The 21,119-nt window shown below is 66.8% G+C and carries 19 protein-coding genes and 1 pseudogene; 6 read left to right on the top strand and 14 right to left on the bottom strand.

Annotated features, from left to right (window positions below):
* Positions 1-97 precede the first annotated feature (97 nt).
* Both C5E41_RS30390 and C5E41_RS30395 read left to right on the top strand, forming a co-directional pair.
* The gene (locus tag C5E41_RS30390) at positions 98-754 is read left to right on the top strand and encodes a PaaI family thioesterase (RefSeq protein WP_104379148.1); all 657 of its coding nucleotides are present in this window, start codon (positions 98-100) and stop codon (positions 752-754) included.
* 87 nt (positions 755-841) lie between these two features.
* On the top strand, positions 842-1,288 hold the full coding sequence (locus C5E41_RS30395; RefSeq protein ID WP_104379149.1) for a DUF6918 family protein: 447 nt from the start codon (positions 842-844) through the stop codon (positions 1,286-1,288).
* Between the two features lie 84 nt (positions 1,289-1,372).
* On the opposite strand, the gene C5E41_RS30400 is transcribed toward C5E41_RS30395, so the two are convergent.
* On the bottom strand, positions 1,373-2,197 hold the full coding sequence (locus C5E41_RS30400) for a siderophore-interacting protein (RefSeq protein WP_104379150.1): 825 nt from the start codon (positions 2,195-2,197) through the stop codon (positions 1,373-1,375).
* 88 nt (positions 2,198-2,285) lie between these two features.
* Between C5E41_RS30400 and menD the strand changes: the two genes are divergently transcribed.
* Positions 2,286-3,908 (top strand): 2-succinyl-5-enolpyruvyl-6-hydroxy-3-cyclohexene-1-carboxylic-acid synthase, encoded by a 1,623-nt coding sequence (gene menD, locus C5E41_RS30405; RefSeq protein ID WP_104379151.1) that lies wholly within the window; start codon positions 2,286-2,288, stop codon positions 3,906-3,908.
* 1 nt (position 3,909) lies between these two features.
* On the opposite strand, the gene C5E41_RS30410 is transcribed toward menD, so the two are convergent.
* Positions 3,910-4,119 carry a hypothetical protein gene (locus tag C5E41_RS30410; RefSeq protein WP_104379152.1) on the bottom strand — a complete coding sequence of 70 codons (210 nt, stop codon included), beginning with the start codon at positions 4,117-4,119 and terminating at the stop codon, positions 3,910-3,912.
* A 182-nt stretch (positions 4,120-4,301) separates the two neighbouring features.
* On the opposite strand from C5E41_RS30410, the gene C5E41_RS30415 reads away from it, so the two are divergent.
* The gene (locus C5E41_RS30415; RefSeq protein ID WP_104379153.1) at positions 4,302-4,883 is read left to right on the top strand and encodes a TIGR03086 family metal-binding protein; all 582 of its coding nucleotides are present in this window, start codon (positions 4,302-4,304) and stop codon (positions 4,881-4,883) included.
* 15 nt (positions 4,884-4,898) lie between these two features.
* Here C5E41_RS30415 and C5E41_RS30420 read toward each other — a convergent pair whose 3' ends face one another.
* The 6 genes and pseudogenes from C5E41_RS30420 to C5E41_RS30440 all read right to left on the bottom strand — a co-directional run bounded on the left by C5E41_RS30420 (position 4,899) and on the right by C5E41_RS30440 (position 11,199).
* Positions 4,899-5,954, bottom strand: a complete 1,056-nt coding sequence (locus C5E41_RS30420) for a hypothetical protein (RefSeq protein WP_104379154.1) — start codon at positions 5,952-5,954, stop codon at positions 4,899-4,901.
* Positions 5,951-8,092, bottom strand: coding sequence for a hypothetical protein (locus C5E41_RS30425; RefSeq protein WP_104379155.1), 2,142 nt, complete (start codon positions 8,090-8,092; stop codon positions 5,951-5,953). The genes C5E41_RS30420 and C5E41_RS30425 overlap by 4 nt, the downstream gene beginning before the upstream one ends.
* Positions 8,092-9,141: a hypothetical protein gene (locus C5E41_RS35525; RefSeq protein ID WP_258081367.1), complete on the bottom strand. Its 1,050-nt coding sequence runs from the start codon at positions 9,139-9,141 to the stop codon at positions 8,092-8,094. The genes C5E41_RS30425 and C5E41_RS35525 overlap by 1 nt, the downstream gene beginning before the upstream one ends.
* A gap of 573 nt (positions 9,142-9,714) precedes the next feature.
* Positions 9,715-9,996: pseudogene (locus C5E41_RS36070) on the bottom strand (type VII secretion target); the annotation flags it as partial.
* Between the two features lie 64 nt (positions 9,997-10,060).
* Entirely contained in the window at positions 10,061-10,420 is a 360-nt protein-coding gene (locus tag C5E41_RS30435; RefSeq protein WP_181063494.1) for a hypothetical protein, read from the bottom strand.
* A gap of 167 nt (positions 10,421-10,587) precedes the next feature.
* Positions 10,588-11,199 carry a TetR/AcrR family transcriptional regulator gene (locus C5E41_RS30440; RefSeq protein ID WP_104379157.1) on the bottom strand — a complete coding sequence of 204 codons (612 nt, stop codon included), beginning with the start codon at positions 11,197-11,199 and terminating at the stop codon, positions 10,588-10,590.
* 83 nt (positions 11,200-11,282) lie between these two features.
* Here C5E41_RS30440 and C5E41_RS30445 point away from each other — a divergent pair, with 83 nt between their 5' ends.
* A complete protein-coding gene (locus C5E41_RS30445) occupies positions 11,283-12,323 on the top strand; it encodes an aldo/keto reductase (protein ID WP_104379158.1) in 1,041 nt (346 codons plus the stop codon).
* 8 nt (positions 12,324-12,331) lie between these two features.
* Here C5E41_RS30445 and C5E41_RS30450 read toward each other — a convergent pair whose 3' ends face one another.
* From C5E41_RS30450 to C5E41_RS30465, 4 genes are all read right to left on the bottom strand, one after another.
* Complete coding sequence (locus C5E41_RS30450; RefSeq protein WP_258081368.1) at positions 12,332-16,609, bottom strand: bifunctional nitrate reductase/sulfite reductase flavoprotein subunit alpha; 4,278 nt, start codon at positions 16,607-16,609, stop codon at positions 12,332-12,334.
* A gap of 161 nt (positions 16,610-16,770) precedes the next feature.
* A complete protein-coding gene (locus tag C5E41_RS30455; protein ID WP_181063495.1) occupies positions 16,771-17,475 on the bottom strand; it encodes a demethylmenaquinone methyltransferase in 705 nt (234 codons plus the stop codon).
* Between the two features lie 388 nt (positions 17,476-17,863).
* Positions 17,864-19,003, bottom strand: a complete 1,140-nt coding sequence (locus tag C5E41_RS30460; RefSeq protein ID WP_219823289.1) for a glycosyltransferase family 4 protein — start codon at positions 19,001-19,003, stop codon at positions 17,864-17,866.
* A 74-nt stretch (positions 19,004-19,077) separates the two neighbouring features.
* A complete protein-coding gene (locus C5E41_RS30465) occupies positions 19,078-19,467 on the bottom strand; it encodes a DUF3592 domain-containing protein (protein ID WP_104379174.1) in 390 nt (129 codons plus the stop codon).
* Positions 19,468-19,594: 127 nt separating this feature from the next.
* Here C5E41_RS30465 and C5E41_RS30470 point away from each other — a divergent pair, with 127 nt between their 5' ends.
* Complete coding sequence (locus C5E41_RS30470) at positions 19,595-20,101, top strand: DUF2505 domain-containing protein (RefSeq protein ID WP_104379160.1); 507 nt, start codon at positions 19,595-19,597, stop codon at positions 20,099-20,101.
* Positions 20,102-20,155: 54 nt separating this feature from the next.
* Here the strand turns inward: C5E41_RS30470 and C5E41_RS30475 are convergent, their stop codons facing one another.
* Positions 20,156-20,605, bottom strand: a complete 450-nt coding sequence (locus C5E41_RS30475) for a VOC family protein (protein ID WP_104379161.1) — start codon at positions 20,603-20,605, stop codon at positions 20,156-20,158.
* A gap of 9 nt (positions 20,606-20,614) precedes the next feature.
* Entirely contained in the window at positions 20,615-21,076 is a 462-nt protein-coding gene (locus tag C5E41_RS30480; RefSeq protein ID WP_104379175.1) for a helix-turn-helix transcriptional regulator, read from the bottom strand.
* Positions 21,077-21,119: the final 43 nt, after the last annotated feature.

Below are 21,119 nucleotides of genomic sequence, written 5' to 3' on the forward strand. Positions count from 1 at the left end.
CCTGGGCGGGCCGTCGACAATGTGAGGTTCGTTCGGTATCGGAGAACTACCGACGGGTTGGGTTGGACGGTGTAAGAACTGGCGTTACCGTGCAGGTATGAGTGAGCGCGCGGAACCTGTGATCGACACCAGTGCGGTCGATCCCGATCGGTACGAGAAGCACGGCGGATTTCCCAAGGTGGAGGAGGCCGAACTCGGCCCGAACTACGCGCCGTTCCTGGAGGCGATGCGCACACTCCAGGACCTCACCGTCTCCGTGGACTGTCCCGACGAGGTGTTCGGGCAGGCGCTCGCCCAGGCGAACGCGCTCGCCGAACTGCTCGAGCCTTATCGCGCACAGGAGCTGCAGGGCCCGGCGGGACGGGCGCCGGCGCTGCCGGGGCGCGGCAACCTGCTGCTGCCGCCGTGGGTGATGACCGAGGCCGGTCCCACGGGTGTCCGGATGCGCGGCGAATTCCGCCGGTATCACCTCGGCGGCAACCACGCCGTGCACGGCGGCGTGCTGCCGCTGCTGTTCGACGATCTGTTCGGCTCGCTCGTGCACTACGCGGGACGGCCGATCAGCCGCACCGCATTTCTGCACGTCAACTACCGCACGGTGACCCCGCTGGAGACGCCGCTGACCGTTGAGGGAACCGTCGATCGGGTGGAGGGGCGCAAGACTTTCGTGTCCGCGCGACTGCGTGACGAATCCGAAACGTTGCTCGCCGATTGTGAAGGGCTCATGGTGCAGTTGCTGCCCTGGCAGCCGTAGTCGGCGAGAGGACGGTGTGTCCGGTGCGTCCGATGCGTATAGTTACCCGCGCTCGCTCATCGAAAAACTATCCGGAGGAACCTGAAAGTGGTTGCAGCACTGTCTGAATCCCTGCTCGATGACGCCAAACGCCAGGCCTTCCTGGCCGACGCCCAGGAGGTTCTGGATGCGGAGGTGTCGGATAAGGGGGGTGCATCGGGCCTGGCCGTGAAGGGCGGCTATGCCGCGGTGAAGAAGGTCAGCCCGACCATCGTCTCGGACGCGCTGGAGTCGTTCGCGCCCAAGTTCGTCGAGCGGCTGGAACCGTACTGGGCTCAGTTCCAGGCGGCGGGTGGCGGCTCGTTCGCCGATCTGCTGGTCGCCAACTCCGACGAGGTTGCCGAGTCGCTGCTCGCGGTGACCGACGCTCGTGCCGAGGCCTCGTCGCGTCCGGCGCTGAAGAAGGCGTACTCGTCGCTGCGTTCGTCGGCGAAAAAGCATGTGGTCGAGGCGCTTCCGCGCGTCGGCGACCTGGTCCAGCGGCACGCCGGCTGAGTTGCGGTTCTGCGACCTCGTCGTTCGGCATACGGATGGAGTATGATCCCCGGATGCCGAACGGCGGGGCCCGCCCCGGCTCGATCAGCCCGGCGCCGACTTCCCGAACCGCCAGTACCCCGTGAAAGTGATGTCCGCCTTGGCGATTCCGCGCTCGTTCGCGAGATGTCGCCGCAGGCCGGAGGCCAATTTCTGTTCGCCCGCCACGAAGGCGTAGACCCCGCTCGCGGCGATGTCGCCCGCTCGAACGGCTTCCAGTGCGAGACTGCCGATCTCGGACTCCGCATCGGTACGGACCAGCCAATTCACCACGACGCCTGCGGGTTCGCCCAAGTCCTGAGCATCGTCGGGGTGGGTGATCTCCAGATACGCCGCACCTCGCAGATCCCGCGGCGCCGACCGCAGAATTCCCGCGACCGCCGGCAGGGCGCTCTCGTCGCCCACCAGTAGCGACCACGAACTGTGTTGCGGCGGTTGGTACATGATGCCCTCGTCGAGCAGCCCCACCGCGGTGCCCGCAGTGGTGTTCGCCGCCCAGCCGCAGGCGGGGGTGTGCTCGCCGTGCATGGCGAAATCGATGTCCAGCTCGGCGGTTTCGCCGAACTCTCCTCGCCCCGCCGGCCGGAATTCGCGCACGGTGTAGTTGCGTACTACGGGACGGTGATCCTTGCTCATCATCAGCCACTGCGCGTACCAGAGATTGCTCGTCGCGGAGGGCAGCCGCAACTCGCCGTCGCGCGGCAGGAAGAGCCGGAACCACTGGTCGAATCCCATCGGGGTGAAATCGTCCAGCCCGGCGCCGCCGAGAGTCACTCGCACGAAATTCGGACTGATCCGCTTGTTCGCCAGCACCTCGGCGGTGAGGATCCGACGCTCCTCCGGTTTGACGTACTTGGTCCGCTTGGCCACGGATATTAGGTTAGCAAAACCTAACTCTGTGGAGAACTGTGAGCGGGTCGACCTCCCCTCCGGCCGCAAGGTCTGACAGGCTGGGGGTGTGAATCCATCGACAGCACAGGCCCAGGTCGTGGTGGACGAGCTGGTGCGCGGGGGTGTGCGTGACGTCGTGCTGTGCCCGGGCTCGCGCAACGCGCCGCTGGCGTTCGCGCTGCAAGCGGCCGATGCGGCGGGGCGGCTGCGACTGCATATGCGCATCGACGAGCGGACCGCCGGATTCCTCGCGGTCGGCATGGCGGTGTCCACCGGGGCGCCGGTGCCGGTGGTGATGACCTCGGGAACCGCGGTGGCCAACCTCGGGCCCGCGGTGCTGGAGGCGAACTACGCCCGGCAGCCGCTGATCGTGCTCAGCGCCAACCGTCCCTACGAGATGCTGGGCAGCGGCGCCAATCAGACCGTCGAGCAATTCGGTCTGTTCGGTAGTCAGGTGCGTGCCGCGATCAGCCTGGGCCTGGCCGAGGCGGAACCGAATTACCGCAGCCAGAACAGTGTGTGGCGGGCCGCGGTCTGCCGCGTCCTGGCCGCCGCGCGCGGCACCCGCTCGGGCAACGCCGGGCCCGTGCACTTCGACATCCCGCTGCGGGAACCGCTGGTCCCCGATGCCGTTGCCGGCGAGCCGATTCCGGCCGGACGCACCGGTGACGCGCCGTGGACCGAGACTCGACACGCGACCCTGGACGTCCCGCTGGAGATCGACCTGACGCCAGATACCGTCGTCATCGCCGGTCACGGCGCGGGCTATCGCGCCGAGCTGGCGCAGCTGCCCACGGTCGCCGAACCCACCGCGGCGATGCCCGGCCCGGCCCTGCATCCGCTGGCGCTGCCGTTGCTGAAGCCGCGGCAGGCGATCATCACCGGCCGGCCCACGCTGCATCGGCAGGTGTCGAAGGTGCTGGCCGATCCGAATGTCACTGTCTTCGCCCTGACCACCGGCCCGCGCTGGCCGGATGTCTCCGGCAATGTCGTCGGCACCGGCACCCGCGCGGTTACCTCGGGGGCGCCGCGTCCGGAATGGCTCGAGCAGTGCCGCGAACTCGATGCGATGGCCTGCCGGGCGATCCGTACCGAACTGGCCCGCCATCCCAAGCCGACCGGCCTGCATGTGGCCTCGGTGGTGATGGACGCCCTGCGTGAGGGCGACCAGCTCCTGCTCGGCGCCTCGAATCCGGTACGGGACGCGGCGCTGGTGTCGTATCCGCGTCCCGGGGTGAAGGTGCTGTCCAACCGGGGTGTGGCCGGTATTGACGGCACGGTGTCCACCGCGGTCGGCGCGGCGTTGAGTCATCCCGGCCGGACCTTCGCGCTGATCGGCGACCTGACCTTCCTGCACGATGCTTCCGGCCTGCTGATCGGCCCGGGGGAGCCGCGTCCGGCGGATCTGACCATCGTGGTCGCCAACGACGACGGCGGCGGCATCTTCGAACTACTCGAACAGGGTGATCCGCAGTACGCCGGCGTCTTCGAGCGCATCTTCGGCACTCCGCACGGGATGGATCTGGCAGCGCTGTGCGCCGCCTACCGGATTCCGCATCGGCAGGTCGATCCGGCCGAGCTGGCGGTGGAACTGACCGGGCACGCCCACGGCATTCGCGTGCTGGAAGTCGCGACCGAGCGATCCAGCCTGCGCGAGTTGCATGCCGCGGTGCGCGCCGGCATCGAATAGGTCAGTATTCGGCCTCGGGCTCGTCGTATTCGTCGTCGAGCGGTACGGGAATCGACTGCTCGATGAGGTCGGCCTCGGCGGCTTCGCGGTCGGCCGTGGCCACGGGCATATCGACTTCGGATTCCTCCGGAGCGACCTCGAGGCTCTGCTCCAGCTGATCGGCCTCCGGAACCATGTCCACGGAGGTGGTGTCGATGGTGGGATCGGTCATCGGTGGCTCCCTTCCGCTGGGGGTCCGACATGTCGGATACGGCGATCCGGCACTGTCGAGGATGCCCTCACCCGCTCCGGCTGGCAACCCGCTCGCACCCGCCGCCGATGAATTCGGGCAGCTCGCCTCGTCCCCTCTGTGGGTGCCTGTGCCGGTACAGGCCGTATTCGGAGGAGGATCACATGGCGACACCGAGATTCGATCTGGCGGGCGCCACCGATGCGATGGCCGAGATCGTCAGCGGCATCGGCGCCGACGATCTGACGGCGGCGACCCCGAGCCCGGGGGTGACCGTGCGGGATCTGCTGTTCCACATCCTCGGCTTCAGCGAGGCGTTCCGGCAGGGTGCCACCAAGGAGGGCGTCGGTCACTCCGCGCCGCCGCGGCCGGCGCCGGATACCGCTCTGCCCGACGGGTGGGGTGAGCTCATCACCACCCAGTTGAAGGCGCTCACCGAGGCATGGCGTGACCCGGCCGCCTGGGAGGGCGATACCGAGGTCGGCGGCGTCACCGCCCCCGCGGTCGCGATGGCCGGCTTCGCCCTGAACGAAGTGGTGGTACACAGCTGGGATCTGGCCCGCGCCACCGGCCGCCGCGTCGAACCCGCCGACAAGGATGTCGCGGTGCTGCTGGAGAAGTTCCGCGATACGCCCCGGGAAGGCATCCCGGGCCTGTTCGGCCCGGTGGTCGAGGTCCCCGCCGATGCGTCGGAGTGGGAGCGGTTGCTCGGCCTGACCGGCCGCGACCCCTATTGGCGGCCCTGAGCGCCGATCGTCGCGTCAGGCCGGAAGGCGCATTCCGCGCTCCGGCAGACCCCAGGCCGGCGTGCCGTACACGGTGTACTTGTCGATCCCGAATTCCGGCGAAAACCCCAGGCCGAGAACGGAGAACGTCAATGCGGCGTGGGTGGCTTTCGCGGCGTGGGTCATCGCATCAATCGCGTCCAGGGTGCCGTGGTGCCGGGCCGCGAGCTCGGACGCGAGTTCGTCGAGGTTCTCACCTCGTCTCGGATAGAACGACAGGGTGAAGGTTGTTCTCTCGCCGCGCCGGGCACGACATGTGATGAAGTCGTTCTTGTGAAGTCCGGCGGCGTCCACACCACATTCGACCAACTCCGTCAGCACCTCCCAGGCCGGATCACCGAAACATCGCACGAGCTTCATGGGCAGGGCGATGTCGCGAGAACGGGGACGCAGGTAGACCTTCTGGCTGACCTCGCCCTGTCCGTCGATTTCGATTGCGACGAAGATGGGGGCGAAGTACTTTTCGTCGTTGGGCAGAGTGAACAGCCCCTCGAAACCGGGCCAGGCCCGGCAAAGTCGCTCGAAGGCTCCGGGAGAGGCGTTAGGGGTGCCGTAAACCTTCAAACCCGCCAACTGATCTGGCAACGCGACGTGATGGACCACTCCCAGCCATGTCCACAGAGGTTTGCGCGCCGACTGCCGCAGATCGAGGGGATAGATTGCTTCGAGAAAGGTGTCGACCGTTTCGACAACCGACTTGTCGGCGACGGGTAACCACGCAGCCAGCTCTGCGATCGCGGCTGACTGCGCGATGAACCTGGCGGAGTTGCCTCGGCCGGGGGGAATGATCTCGGTGCCGTAACGAACGGCGGGAGTTCGTGCCCCGCGTCCTCCGGTGAGGCTGATTTCGAAGGGCATCCCGGTGCTGGTCAGTTGACTGGCACGTTTGCCGTCGGGTCCGCGCGCATTCAGGCGCCCCGCACACGCACTTCGTAGGACGGTGCGCAGGGCATCGGCCGCACAATTCGGTGCCATTCGCTGTGCGACGTCGACGAGAAAGTCTCCAGCACTCCGGACCAGCGCATCGGTCATATTTGCCGACTCTGCTCGGCACTGACGCCTGGGCCGGCCGGTGCCGTCGCGGCGACGGATTGCGCAGTATTCCGATGGGCGTCACTCGGGTCGGCGCCGGAGGGATGGAAAAACGTGTAGTCCGTCAGTGACCCCTGCGCCATCAAGTTGAGCGGTTTCATTTCACCGTCGACAACCATATACGCGTTGTCCTGGCCCTCCCGCACGATTACCGCACTATGGTTTCCCCACCGCACGATATCGCCCGTGTGCGCCGCTGATGGGTCGATCTGCGTCAACTGACCGAGTGCGTTGCCGTAGGCGCCGTCGGCGTTACAGCCGTTCGGATTGTTCATTTCCCTGTTCACGACGTCGGCCACGACAGCGGAAACCGTCTGCGCGCTGCCATCCGGCAATTTCATGTCGACCATCGAATTGCTGTTCGCGGGAACGGGTCCGGGCGAAGTGGCCGACGCGGACACTACGCCGGGTTGGACCCCAGTCAGGGGTTGGCTGCTCGTGGCCGCCGCAGGCTGCACAAACGGCGCACTCGTATACGGCCGCCCTTGCCTGCCGATATGTGAACCGGAACTGTCGCCATTATTTCCGGTGCCTCCCGTATTGCTGAAATTGCCGCCTCCGAACGGCCCGTTGCCCTGACCCAGTCCTCCGAGACCGAGTCCGGAGGCCAGCGCCGGGAACATGTTTGCGGGATTGAGCTGCGAGGCAGAGTTTTGTGGTGCGGCGTTCTGTGGTGCTGCGGCAACTGCCGGTGTGGCGGTCAGACCGCTCTCGAGGTCGTCGACGGCTTGTTTGAGCCATGACGCGGGATCGGTCGCCGAGGTCTGTGTGCTGTCTGCGCCGGTCGTGTCGGTGCCGGTCGTGTCGGTGCCCAGCGGATCGGTGGCGGATCCATCCGTGAGACCGGCCGGAAACAGATCCTTGAAATCCTGGGGCTGATCGTTCCCCGGACCGTTCAGGATATCCTGCCCGGTGGTCGTCGCACCGCTGTTGTTGTTACCCCTGTTGTTGTTGCCGCCGTTGTCGTTACCCCCGTTGTTCTTGCCGCCGTTGTTCTTGCCGCCGTTGTTCTTGCCGCCGTTGTTCTTGCCGCCATTGTTCTTGCCGCCATTGTCGTCGCCGCCATCGACCTTCGTGGCCTTGTCGCTGTAATCCTTGACGGCAGCCTTGTATTTCTCGTGCCAATCGTCGACTGCCGCGTGAATCGCGGAGACGTAGAACGTCTGCTCAGCCTCTGCGGTCAAATAGAAATTTCCATCACTGGACTTCTTGTAGACCGTGGTCTTGATGGGATCCTGCGGATTACCGGAATAGTAGTTGATGTCGTCACCATCCCGTGTGGAGTACGAACCGGGTGCCTTGTGGTCCGTCGGGAGGTAATCGATTTTCAATTGGTCATTGAGGTTGTCTTTGACCGTTTTCAAGTCGGTGAAGACTTTCTTTCCCAAGATCTTGGTATCGAGGGTGTCCAGGTTGACATCCTGGAGCTTTGCCTCTTGGTCATGCTGTCGATCGGTCAGCTGCTTCACGACTTTCTCGTGGTCGTCCTTGATCTGGGACCAGCCGTCGACCTCTTTCACATTCGGATCCGAATCGAGGATCTTGCTGAAAGGAGGGGCGTCCTTCGCCTCATGCGCGCCGAGGGTGTCGAACCCCCATTGCATTGTGAACTGCGTATCACCGATCAAAGCCGTCAACGAATCGCTGGCGCCCTTCGGAACGTAGAGGTCCACCCACTCGAGATGGTTTTTCTCATCCCTCGTCTCCCAGCCCCATCCGTCACGGAAGGTAACCTTTTCCTTCGCCTCGTTCTCGGTTTTCCGCGCATTCAGGACGGCTTGCGGATTACGTTTATCCAGAGCATCCACCAAAGTGGCATACTTGGGGTCGAACCCCTGATCTTTGGCATCTTTAGCCAGTCGCGTCAGCGGCGATTCCATATAGCCGTTCGACCTGACATCGCTCAGTTTGTCGAAGACTTTCTGCAGATCGGCGTCGCTCAGCCCGTTGATTTCCTCCAGTGTGTTCTTCACTTCGTCACCCTGGAAATGATGGTCGTCCTGCCAAGGACCCCAGCCGCTGAAATTGTCCCGATCCTCGATATCGCTGATGACTTTATCTGCGTCTTTATCGCCCATCAGGCCCTCCTCCGGCTGCCGGCACTTTCCGGCGCCGCCGAACCGTTCATCACCGCTGGAACCGAGGCCACCGAATCCGCCGTCACCGCTGTGGCGGAAGGTTCAGCGCTGAACCGCAACGCGGCAACCAAGGGATTCGCTTCGACTTCCCCATACACATACAGCGCATCGCGCAGCGTCTGACGATCAGGTGCCGGGCTGCCGGCCAACGCCAGCAATTCATCCGCACGCCGCTCCAATACCGCGAAAGCCGCGGTATCCGAAGCCGAGGGTGGTGCGGTGTCGTCGGCGCGGACGCTCGCAGTAACAGTCGCACGCATTCGGTCTCCGCTCGGCGTGGCAGCGGATACTCCGATACGGCGCCCCGGACAGGACTCCATCGGCGGCCCCGACCGAAGCGCTGTCAGCAATTGCTCGCGACGAGCGCGGCGTATCGCGAGCTGTGGATCGGTGGCGGGGGAAGCGGACCGCAGGCATTCGTCCGCGATGCGGGCCAATTCGATACATCGCGCCCGAATATCCTGGTCGCTCACCGTTTCGGCTTGGGCCTTCAGCCAACCCGACCCGGCCAGCGCCAGCCGGTCGACCAGGCCCGGGCCGGGGACGGACAGATCGACACAGGCCTCGGCGGGTGCGACCAAGCCCTCCGCGGCGACGTGGGGATCGAGATCGGCGATGATCTCGGCCGAGATCATCGCCGATGAAACCAGCGCGCTGATCCGCACTCCGGTCCGGGAAGCGGCTAATCGAGCGAAGTTCACCAGCCTTCTGGCGGAATCGGGAAGGTCTTCGAGTAGTGCGATCTGGATCTGCCCGGATACGCCGAACACCTCGGCCCACTGCCACGGTGAAACGACTTCCGCTGGAAGGTGCAGTCCGGCGGGCAGCCAGCCGCGCCCCTCGCTGGACGTCAGTATCACCACAGCGCCGTTCGGTGTTCGCATCACAGCTACGGCCCAGTTCACGTCCGGAGTCGAGGTGCCCACGGCTGCCAGGATCGCGGACAGGAGCGTACGGGCCAAGCCGAGATCGCCCTCTGGATCGCCCACCTCGAGGCGTGGGAGTACGTGCCGCCGCTGAGGCGTATGCGCGACCGAAGCGAAGGCGCCCGGTGCGAGTGGGCGCGGAAGGGTCGGCGTCCCTCCGGATCCGAGCGGGCCTACCGCCGGACCCGAGCCGGCCGGCCCGGGCGACGCGCCGGGAACCCAGCCGAACCCCTGCGGACCGGCCGGTGGTACCGGAGCGTAGGCGGGGCTTCCGACCGCCGCAGCGGTATCGCTGGACTCCGCAACCTGGCTCGGTCCCGATTCGAACGCGCCGGGGAACGAGGAAACGGGCAGGGCCTCCGGCACCGCGCCCTCGATTGCCGAGTTCGAGGATCGATAACTCGGCCCGGTAGGTGTGGGATCGTTTGCCGAAGAGGGGAAAGCGTGGCCGGCCGAATCGATCGTCGATTTCGCCGGACCGGAGTGCACCCCGCTCGGCGTGCTGTCGAGCGGTGACGGCTGCGCCGAACTCGGGGGGACGCCAGGCCGCGGTGGTGGTGAACCCATGAGCCCGTTGGTGTTGGGACCGTCGCCCGGCGGCGAATTCGGAGCTCCGGCATTTCTGATCCGGTGACTGCTGGTGTTCTCCGTGCGCTCCAAGGCATTCGCTGCTTCGATCAGCCTGTCCCGGGCGCGGTCGTGGTTGTCCGCGAGGCGTTCCGCGTTGTCGTGGCGGCGTTGGTAATAGTCATGTAGCGCGGCGCGCACCGGCTCGGCAATCGTCCCGTAACCGGACGGGAATTCCGAGAGCCAGTCGTGTGGAATCTGTCCCCATTCACGGAGCTTTTTCGCACGCCGACCATGGTCCTCGGCCCGCCTCCGCAGGTCATCTGGGTCCTGGTCCATGTAATTCGGCATACTCGGCCGATCCTCCCGCCAGTATTTCCAGTCCTATTGTTCCGCCTTCCCAGAAGTGGGGACTTCAGCGGGAGGAAGTGTCGGACCGTTGCCACTCGGCGACAACCTCCCGCAACGGTCGGGGGATATTGCCGGGGTCGTTCATCGCGATGTGATACTGCCGCCGAGCGTCTTCGGTACTTTCCGCTATCGCCGCTATGATCTCCTCGGCCAATTCCTGATTGCCGAAGCGATCGCAGGTTCCGGGAGCCAGGTACAGGTCGGTCAACCGTCCCTGCGCGTCGACCTCCGGGATGACGAGACCACTGGGCGAAGGGCGGCGCGCCACGATCGCCTCGGCTCGCTCCCGTACATCGGCGACTCGGTTCCGCAGCTCACGCGTCATATCGAGCGCGATCTGCACATTGGGATGTATCTCTCTCATCAATCCTCACTTGCCCCAGAGAAACCCGTCCGCACCCACACATTCCGAATCGTTCGAACACACCAGTGTTGCAACTGCGGTGACCCGTGTCGGTCTCCTGATTCCCGCCGGTGGGAACTCGGCCCGAGATGGAAGCCGATGTTATGGATACCGAAGGCGGATGCTGATCACCCGGTGAACAGTCCGGCGGCAGCCGCGGTCGCGGCGGCCTCGGCGGCGGTCACCGCCACGGCGTCGTCGATCGGGTCGCCGGAGGCCAGGAAACGGTAGTACAGCGGTGCCGAGACGGCGGAAACGACTGCGCGGGCATCGGTTTCGGGGGCGAGTTCGCCGCGTTCGATCGCGGCCGCGATACATGGCTCCCATTCGGTGAGCCGCACGTCGTAGAACCGGTGCAGGGCTGCGGTCGTCTCCGGATCGCAGATTGCCGCCGCGACAAGGGCTTTGAACAGCGGGCCTTGGCGTGGGTCGGTGAGGGTGCGCGCGACGAGGCGGGCATTGGCGGTGAGATCGCCGCGCAGCGATCCGGTATCGGCGTGGGGCTGTGAGGTTTCCGCCATTTCGGTGAGCATGTCCGCCACCAGGCCGGCCGGCGTGCGCCAGCGACGGTAGACCGTCGTCTTGCCCACCTCCGCGCGCGCCGCCACCTCGGCGAGGTCGAGTTCGGCGAAGCCGCGTTCGGCCAGCAGATCGCCGGCCGCGCGCAGGACGGATTCCCGGACGCGGGCGGTGCGACCGCCCGGGCGTACCGAGCCGGGCGGGGCAGTGTCCGAGCTCATAACGGTCCTCCAGTTTCATTAGCGTCGGATCGAGTGTATCGTCTGCGATGTTAATGAAACTTCAATTCCGTTAGGAGTTGATCATGGACTATCGTCGACTGGGTGCATCGGGTCTGCTCGTCCCGGCCCTGAGCTTCGGCGCGGGCACCTTCGGTGGCCGGGGCGAACTGTTCGGTGCGTGGGGCGATACCGATGCCCGGCAGGCGCGGCGGATGGTCGATGGCGCGCTGGAGGCCGGCGTCACGATGTTCGACACCGCGGACGTGTACTCCGACGGCGCCTCGGAAGAGATTCTGGGCCAGGCGATTCGGGGCCGCCGCGATCGAGTCCTGCTGTCCACCAAGGCGGGGCTGCCCACCGGGCCGGGAGCCGCCGAGGCCGGATCGGGACGTTCCCGGCTGATCACGGCCGTCGACGCCGCGTTGCGCCGGCTCGGCACCGACTACATCGATCTGTTCCAGCTGCACGCGTTCGATGCCGCGACACCAGTCGAGGAGGTGCTGGACACCCTCGCGGATCTGGTGCGCGCCGGGAAGATCCGCTATCTGGGCGCCTCGAACTTCGCGGGCTGGCAGCTCATGAAATCGCTGGCCGCGGCCGAGCGCGGCGGTCGTCCGCGATACGTGGCCCATCAGGTCTACTACTCCCTGGTCGGTCGTGACTACGAATGGGAGCTGATGCCGCTCGGCCGCGACCAAGGCGTCGGCGCGATGGTGTGGAGCCCACTGGGCTGGGGCAGGCTGACCGGCAAAATCCGGCGCGGACAACCACTTCCTGCGGGCAGCCGGCTGCACCGCACCGCCGAGGCCGGACCGCCGGTGAACGACGAACTGCTCTACGACGTGGTCGACGTGCTCGACGAGATCGCCGCCGAAACCGGAAAATCCGTACCGCAGATCGCCTTGAACTGGCTACTCTCCCGCCCGACCGTCGCGACGGTCATCGTGGGCGCCCGCAACGAGGACCAGTTGCGCCAGAACCTCGGCGCGGTCGGCTGGCAGCTGGAGGCCGAGCAACTGGCCCGGCTCGACAAGGTCAGCGCCGTGACGCCGCCGTATCCGTACTACCCCTACTACCGGTTGCCGGATTTCGCGCGGCTCAACCCGCCCGCCGTCGCGGCGTAGCGCGTGTCTCAGTACACGTCGCGCACATACCGCTTCTCCGCGACCAGCTGCTTCTTGAACGCCAGCGCCGCGTCCTCGTCGAGATTGCCGTGGATGCGGGCGATCTTCAGCAGGGCGTCGTCGACGTCGCGGGCCATGCGCGCGGCGTCACCGCAGACGTACAGGTGGGCGCCGTCGCGCAGCCACGCCCACAGTTCGGCGCCGTGTTCGATCATGCGGTGCTGCACGTAGATCCGCTCACGCTGATCCCGCGAGAACGCGAGGTCGAGCCGGGTGAGGAAGCCCGCGCGGAACATGTCCTCGAGTTCGGTGCGGTAGTAGAAGTGGTCGCGCGCATGCTGATCGCCGAAGAACAGCCAGTTGCGCCCGCGGCATCCCAGTGCGCGGCGTTCGTGCAGGAAGCCGCGGAACGGCGCGATCCCGGTACCGGGACCGACCATGATCATCGGCGCGTTCGGATCCAGCGGCGGCCGGAAATGCGGTGCGCGCTGCAGGAATACGGGCACGCCGCCGGTCTCGTCACGGTCGGCGAGGAAGGTGGAACACACCCCGCCCCGCGGGTCGTCGGCCGCGCCGTAGCGCACCACGCCGACGGTGAGCTGCACCTCGCGCGGACTCACCAGCGGGCTCGACGAGATCGAATATTGCCGCGGCTGCAGCCTTTTCAGCACCGAGAGCCACTCCACCAGATCGGCCCGCACGGGAAAATCGCGCAGGACGTCGACGGCATGGCGATCCCACAGATAGTGGTCCAGTTCGTTGCGGTTGTCGCGGCGCAGCAGTTTCGCCAGTTGCTGACTGGGGTTGTGGGTGGCGACGAAGGACAGCAGATCGCCACTGATCTTCGTGATGTCGAAATGGGTGCGCAGGGCCGCTTCCAGCGGTACGTCGCGCCCGTCGATCTCGACCGGCCGGGCGCCGTCGAGTCCGGTCGCGGCCAGCCAGTTGCGCACGGCGGCGGTACTGTTCGCCGGCCACACGCCGAGGCTGTCACCGACCTCGTAGCCGGCGTCCAGGCCACTCAGATCGAATCCGAACTGCCGCACCTCTTTCGACGATCCGGGCCGTGACAGCAGGTCGTTGCGAACCAGCGGGGCCAGGACCGGGGCGTTGCGGGTGAACGGCGCGGGGACCGATCGGGTGGTGCGGGTGGGCGCGACGGGGCCGGCCTCGACGCGGTCGAGCACACGCACACCGAGCCCCGCGGGCGCGCCGGCACGACCGGCGCCGGTGGACGTAACCGCACCCTCGCCACCGCTGGGCGTGTCGGCCACACCGCTACCACTGGACGCGCCGGCACCATTGTCGTCGGTGGGCGCATTCCCGCGGCCGTCACCCAGGGCGGTGAGGACCGCGGTGATCCACTCGCTCGACAGATCCTCGTGATCCGGTTCGCTGTCGACGCGATCGAGCAGCCGGACACCGCCCCGTTCGGACAGCAGCCGATCCACCTTGCGCCCGTAACCGCAGAAATCGTCGTAGGAGGAGTCGCCGAGGGCGAAGATGCCGTAGCGCAGACCGTTGAACCGAATACCACTGTCCTGCAGCCGATCCCAGAAGTCAGCGGCATTGTCCGGTGGGCCGCCGTCACCGAACGTGCTGGTGACGAGCAATACGTCACCGGTCAGTTCGGGCAGATCGCACGCGTTCATCTCGAGCAGCCGGGGCGCGTGCCCGTGTTCGGCGAGCGCCGCCGCCACCGTGGCGGCCAATTCTTCGGCGGTACCGGTCTGGGAGGCCCACAGCACGGTCACCGGTCGTTGCTGTGGGTCCGCCGGCGTCGCAGCTGCGGGTGCCGCCACTGTAGCGCCGGGCGGGGAGCACGCGGCCCGCGAGTACATCCCCGCCAGCAGCCCGTCGATCCACCAGCGGCTGCGGTCGGACAGCGGCGCCGATTCCGGGAGTACGGGCTGGCCCTGGACCGGAAGCGAGTGCAGCGCGGCCAGATACCCGCCCAGGTAGATCCGCTCCGCCTCGCTGAGCATGGGCGCCGTCGCGGATTCGAGTCCCAGCATGGCGGCGAGTGGATGCGATGCAGATGCGCCGCCCGATTCGATCAGGCTGCCGCCGGCGGCGTCGACACGGTGGTCCGATCCGGTGCCGCCGCAGTTGTCCCCGTCGATGCCCTCGCGGGTGTCCCGAGCGGGGCCGACGCGCCGCAGCGTCACCGCGCACGCCTTGAATTCCGGCTGCAGCGAATCCGGATCCACAGCGTCGTTGGTCACGGCGTTGATGGTCAGATATTCCCCCTGCTCGTCGTTCCAGTGGAACGGTGCGAAACACGCACCGGGCCGCACCCGATCGGTGATCTGTACCGGCAGCACCGCTCGCCCACGGCGAGAGGCGATTTCGATCTGATCGCCGGGGCGCACTGCCAATCGGCGCGCATCCTCGGGATGTACTTCCACAAACGGCGCCGGATTCAATTTGTTCAGCTTCGCCACCCGGCCGGTTTTGGTCATGGTGTGCCATTGATGTTGGACGCGACCGGTATTGAGCACGAACGGATAGTCGTCGTCCGGCATTTCGGCGGCCGCCATATGTGGCCGGGCCCAGAACACGGCCCGGCCGCTCGCGGTGGGGAAGGCCAGGGCGCGCGCATCGTCGGTGCGATACCGAATCGGGTTGCGGCGTCGCGCGGAATCGGCGCAGGGCCACTGCATCGGGCCCTCCCGGAGCGCGGGATAACTCATTCCGCTCAGGTCGTATCCGGTCGCCGGATTCGCGAAGCCACGGATCTCGTCGAAAATCTCGGAGCTGGAACCGTAGTCGAATCCGGCGAATCCCATCGCCGTCGCGATCCGCGCGATCCACTCCCAATCCGGCAGGGCCGCGCCCAGCGGATCCACCGAACGCTGCAGGAGAGTGACGTTGCGTTCGGAATTGACCATCACGCCGTCGGCTTCGGCCCACAGCGTCGCCGGCAGCAGCAGATCGGCATAGGCATTGGTCGCGGTGTCGAGGTAGGCGTCCTGGGCGATCACCAGTTCCGCCGCCTCCAGTCCGGCGATGACGGTTTTGCGATTCGCCACCGACGCCACCGGATTACTGCAGATGATCCAGCACGCCTTGATCGTGCCCTCGGCCAGTTCCCGGAACATGTCGATCGTGCCGCGCCCGGATTCGGCGCGAATCGTGCCGGGCGGTAGGTGCCATGCGGTTTCGACGAAGCGGCGGTCGGCCTCCACGAGGGCACTGCGCTGGCCGGGCAGGCCGGGACCCATATAGCCCATTTCCCGACCGCCCATGGCATTCGGCTGCCCGGTCAGCGAGAACGGCCCGCTGCCCGGCCGGCAGATCGCACCGGTGGCCAGATGGAGATTGCAGACGGCGTTGGTATTCCAGGTGCCGTGGGTGGATTGATTGAGCCCCATCGTCCACAGCGTCATCCATTCGCCCGCCGCGCCGATCCACGCGGCGGCGGTGCGAATATCGGCTTCGGCCAGCCCGGTGATCTCCGCGACGCGGGCCGGTGGATAGTCGGCGAGGAACTGCGGCATCGCATCCCAGCCCTCGGTATGGGCGGCGATGAATTCGGCGTCGATATCGCCGTTGTCGACCAGCAGATGCAGCAGTCCGTTCAGCAGTGCCAGATCCGTGCCCGGCTTGATCTGCAGAAAAAGGTCGGCCCGCGCGGCGGTGTCGGTGCGGCGCGGATCCACCACGATCAGTTTGGCTCCGGCCTTGAGCCGATCGGCCATGCGCAGGAACAGAATCGGGTGACAGTCGGCCATATTCGAGCCGATCACGAAGAACAGATCGGCACGGTCGAGGTCGTCGTAGGACCCCGGCGGGCCGTCCGCGCCCAGCGATTGTTTGTAGCCGGTGCCCGCACTGGCCATGCACAGCCGCGAATTGGACTCGATATTGACCGTGCGCAGATAACCCTTGGCCACTTTGTTCGCCAGATACTGCGCTTCGAGTGACATCTGCCCGGAGACGTAGAGCGCGACGGCATCGGGACCGTATTCGTCGACGATGGCACGCAACCGCTGCGCCGCCTGCCGCACGGCCTCCTCGACGGCTAGTTCGACCGGTTCCTGTCCCCGCTGTGGCCGGTGCAGCGCCGTGGTCATGCGTCCGGGCGCGCGCATCATCTCGAGGTGGGTGGCGCCCTTGGTGCACAGCCGCCCGGCATTGACCGGATGCAGTTTGTCGCCGCTCACCTTCGCGATGACGGGTGCGCCGGCCGCGTCGCGTCCGGTCTGCACCGTGATGCCGCAGCCCACACCGCAGTAGGAGCACGCGGTCCGGACGGTGCTCGTGGATTTCTCGGCGCTCGACACATCCCCGATAATGGCGAGCCGCCGTTGCGAAGGATTTACCGAACGTTATCGGCAGATGACGAAAATCCTCACCACTTCGGTGTCAGCATGGTGAGATTTCCGGTTCACGCCCGGTCGGGCGCCGTTCCCGCGGTCGATACCACGGCGTGCGGTGAGCTACTTCACCCCAGTTTGTAACCGCGATGCAGTGCGACGATGCCGCCGGTCAGATTGCGCCACTTCACCGACGACCAGCCGGCATCGGCGATCCGCATAGCCAACTGCCGCTGATTGGGCCAGGCCCGGATCGATTCGGCCAGATAGACGTAGGCGTCCGGATTGCTGCTGACGGCCTCGGCGACCCTCGGCAGCACCTTCATCAGATATTCCATGTAGAGCGTGCGGAACGGCCCGAAGACCGGGGTGGAGAACTCCGCCACGACCAGGCGTCCGCCCGGTTTGGTGACGCGCAGCATCTCGCGCAGGGCCGCGTCCGGTTCGGAGACGTTGCGCAGGCCGTAGGAGATGGCGACCGCGTCGAAGGAGTCGTCGGCGAACGGCAGGGCGGTGGCGTCGCCGTTCACCATCGGCACTCGGCGGAACCGCCCCGCCTCCAACATGCCCTTGGAGAAGTCCAGGGCCAGGCACCAGGCGCCCGACTTCGCGAATTCGGCGGTGGAAACGCCGGTTCCGGCCGCCAGATCCAGCACCCGCTCCCCGGGTCGCAGGGCCAGCGCCCGGCGGGTGGCCCAGCGCCAATAGCGGTCCTGTCCGCCGGTGAGCACCGTATTGGTCAGGTCGTACCGCTTCGCGACCCCGTCGAACATGGAGGCGACCTCATGCGGTTGCTTGTCCAACGAGGCCCGAAACGACTCTGTCTTCGCCACGGAAGTGACCCTAGCGTCCGGCGCCCGGGGCAGGGCCGCGGGCCGGTGCGCGATCAAGGGGAGGATTGGGCGCCTGCGCTATTCGCTCCCGGCTCGACAGCGCGTAGGCCAGATGCTGTCGTCAGCAGGGCGCCGGTGCCCGCCGCGACGTCCTACATGCGCCGCATCGCTGTGCCGATCTCGTCGAAATCGGGATCGCGCCGCGCGATGTCGTTCGGACCGCACGGCAGATGCGGCAGGTCCGGACGGAAGCCCACAATGCGGCCGCCGGGGAACCGAGGAGTCCTGAGACCGCCGAGTCCCCGAAGCCGCCGAGTCCCCGAAACCGCCGAGTCCCCGAAACCGCCGAGTCCCCGAAACCGCTGGGCCGCTTGCGATACCGCAGAGATCAGGCGCTGCGGTGCAGAGCTTCCTGCCCGCCGATCACCTCGTGATAGTGCCCCATCAGCTCGGTGCAGATCGCGGGCCAGGTGCGGTGCAGCACCGATTTGCGTGCCGCGCTGGCGAATCGGGCTCGCAGAGCCGGATCACGCAGTGCCGCAACCGCACTCGGCAGAAGTTCGGCGAACCGGTCGACGGGCAGCAGATATCCGTTACGGCAGTGGGCGATCAGATCGCGCGGACCGCCGGCGTCGGGGCCGATCACGGGAGTGCCGCACGCCAACGCCTCCTGCACGCCCTGGCAGAAGGTTTCGTGCTCGCCCGGGTGGACCATCAGGTCCAGGTTCGCATAGGCCTGAGCAAGTTCGGCACCGCCGAGTTCCCCGGTGAAGACGGCCGTCGGCAGCAGGCGTTGCAGATGCGCCCGCTCCGGTCCGTCGCCGACCACGACCAGCCGGATGCCGGGATCGTGTGCCAGCGCGGCGAGACGTTCGACATGTTTCTCCGGCGCCAACCGGCCGACGAACCCGACCACCAGCCGGTCGCCGTCCGCCCACCGCGCGTGCACGTCGGCGTCGCGGGCGCTGGGTGTGAACCGCACGGCATCCACGCCACGGGCCCAGCGGTGCACGCGGGTGATGCCGTGCCGCTCGAGGTCGTCCATCGCCGCCGACGAGGGCGCCAGGGTGCGCGCCGCGCGATTGTGGATGCGCCGCGTCCAGGCCCATGCCGCCCGCTGTGCCGCGCCCAACCCGTAGCTGGCCGCGAATCCGGCGACATCGGTCTGATACACCGCCACGGCCGGCAGATCCAGGCGCAATGCGGCCGCCGCACCGCCCGCACCGAGCAGGAACGGCGAGGCCAGATGCACAACATCGGCATCGAAATCCTCGATTGCCGAGGTCAGCAGCGGTTGCGGCAGGCCGACCGGCAATGAACTGATCCGGGGCACCATGACCGCCGGCACCCGGATCACCGGAAAGCGGCCGTACGAGCGAGGCGCCGCGGTGTGGCCGCGGGGAGTATCCGGGGCGATGACGAGCGCATCGTGTCCGTTGCGGTCCAGGTGTGCCAGGACCTGCAGCACGGAGTTCACGACACCGTTCATATTCGGCAGAAACGATTCGGAGACGATCGCTACACGCACACCTGAAGTGTGCGATGTGCGGCACGCCAGGACACCACACCCATGTGACGGATGTGCGAAGTTCGGGCGAACAGCTAACCGGAGGTGCGCACCGACCGGCGCTCGAAGCGGCGCACCACCCACAGCACCGGCAGCGCCACCACCCACACCACCACGATCACCGACAGCGCCGGAATGACCGCGACCCGGGCGTCGCGCCCGGCGACCCGGACCAATTCCGGATCGCTGCGGCTGTATTCGACATTGATCCGCTCGCCGGCGGTGAGTTTGGTGGGATACAGCACCCCCACCTTCGGGTTGTGCGTGACCCCGTCCGGCGTCACGTAGGTGACCGCGGATCGCAGGCGGCCCGCCGACAACACTTCCGCACTGGTCACGCCCTTGTCGGAGCTGATCAACATATCGTCGCGCCAGGCCGCCAGCACCAGCAGTATGGCCAGCACGCTCACCGCGGTGGCGATCATCGCGACGGTGATCCGGGTCCGGCGCAGCCGAGGCGAACCGGCCTCGGCTCGGTGCTCACGCGCAGCAGACTCGGTGGTTTCCGACACCGCAACAGGCTATTGCATGGTTCCGATAGCGTGTGCGCTCATGTCCCGAAACTTCCGCTTCACCGTGTCATACACCGTCCCGGTCGAGGAATTGCACCGGGCGCTCACCAGCGACGAATTCTGGCAGGCCCGCTTCGAGGGCGCCGAGACCGCGACCATCGAACTGGCCCATCCCAACGGCCCCGGCACCATCCATCTGCGCATGACCGAGAAGGCCCGGCAAGACAAGATTCCGGCCATCGTCCGCAAGGTGCTCAAGGCCGAACTGGTGCTCGAACGCACCGACGACTGGGGTCCGCTGGAGGGCAATTCCGCCGCGGGCACGTTCTCGGCGACCTCCTCGGGCATCTCCTCCGACATGACCGGCAAGTACCTGCTGCGGGCCGCGGGCACCGGCTCCGAATTGGAGGTCAGCGGCAGTGTGAAGGTGAAGGTCCCGCTGGTCGGCGCGGCCATCGAGCCACTGGCCGAACAGTTGCAGCACCGGGTGGTGAACAGCGAGCGCAAATTCGTCGAGCAGTACTTCGCCGCCGAATCCGGGACGTAGCGCACAGGGGCGGGGGCGAGCGGCGCGGGCCGCTCGCCCCCGTTTCGCGTTCGGCTACTGCGCGTCCGGACCGAAAGCGCCACCGTCGAACGCACGCTGCTCGACCAGGACGAGCCAATTGCCGGAGTTGTCGCGCATCACCGCTTCCACGCCGTAGGGCCGCTCCGCGGGCGGCTGCACGAATTCGACGCCTTTCGCGGTGAGCTCCTCGTACGCCTTCTGACAGTCCTCCGTGCGCAAACCGAGCGCGCCCATGGTGCCGTTGCCGAGGGAGCGGCGGATCGCGTCGGCCATCGTCTCGTCGAGCGGCGGCCCCGGCACCATCAGCGTCACCTCGAGTTCGGGGTGATCCGGTTGGGCCACGGTGACCCAGCGGAAACCGTTGTCGCCCATCGAGATATCGGCGGTTTCCACGAAACCCAGTTTGTCGATGTACCACTGCTTGGCCGCGGACTGATCGGTCACATACACCGTGACCAGCGATACGTTGGTGATCGTCGTCATGAACTCAGGCTATGAGCCCGCGGCGCCCGCCGGCTTCTCCGAAATTGCGCCACCGGGATCGGGCGCGGGCTCCGGCGGTTTCCGGTCGGAGAGGCCGTGCATGAACACATAACATCCCGGAATGCGCGGGACTCCGTCCGCCGCGAATTTCGCCTGATAGGCCGACGGCGTCATTCCCACCAGTTCGGTGAATTTGCGGCTGAACGAGCCCAGGCTGGCATACCCGACCAGCATGCACGCCTCGGTCACGGTGATGTTGGTGGCGCGCAACAGGTCCTGCGCGCGTTCGATGCGCCGCTCGGCCAGGTACAGCGCGGGGGTGCGGCCGTAGGTGGCGGCGAAACAGCGCAGGAAATGATATTTCGAAACCCCCGCGGTCGTGGCCAGCTCGTCCACGTCGAGCGGACGGGCGTATTCGCGATCGACCAGATCCCGCGCCCGGCGCAGATGCGGAAGCAGATCCTCCGGCACCGACGGCGTTCGAGCGCGGCGCGGGCGTGCCCCGCCGCGGTTG

The organism is Nocardia nova, from assembly GCF_002933465.1.
In the GTDB taxonomy this organism is placed as follows: Bacteria; Actinomycetota; Actinomycetes; order Mycobacteriales; family Mycobacteriaceae; genus Nocardia; species Nocardia nova_B.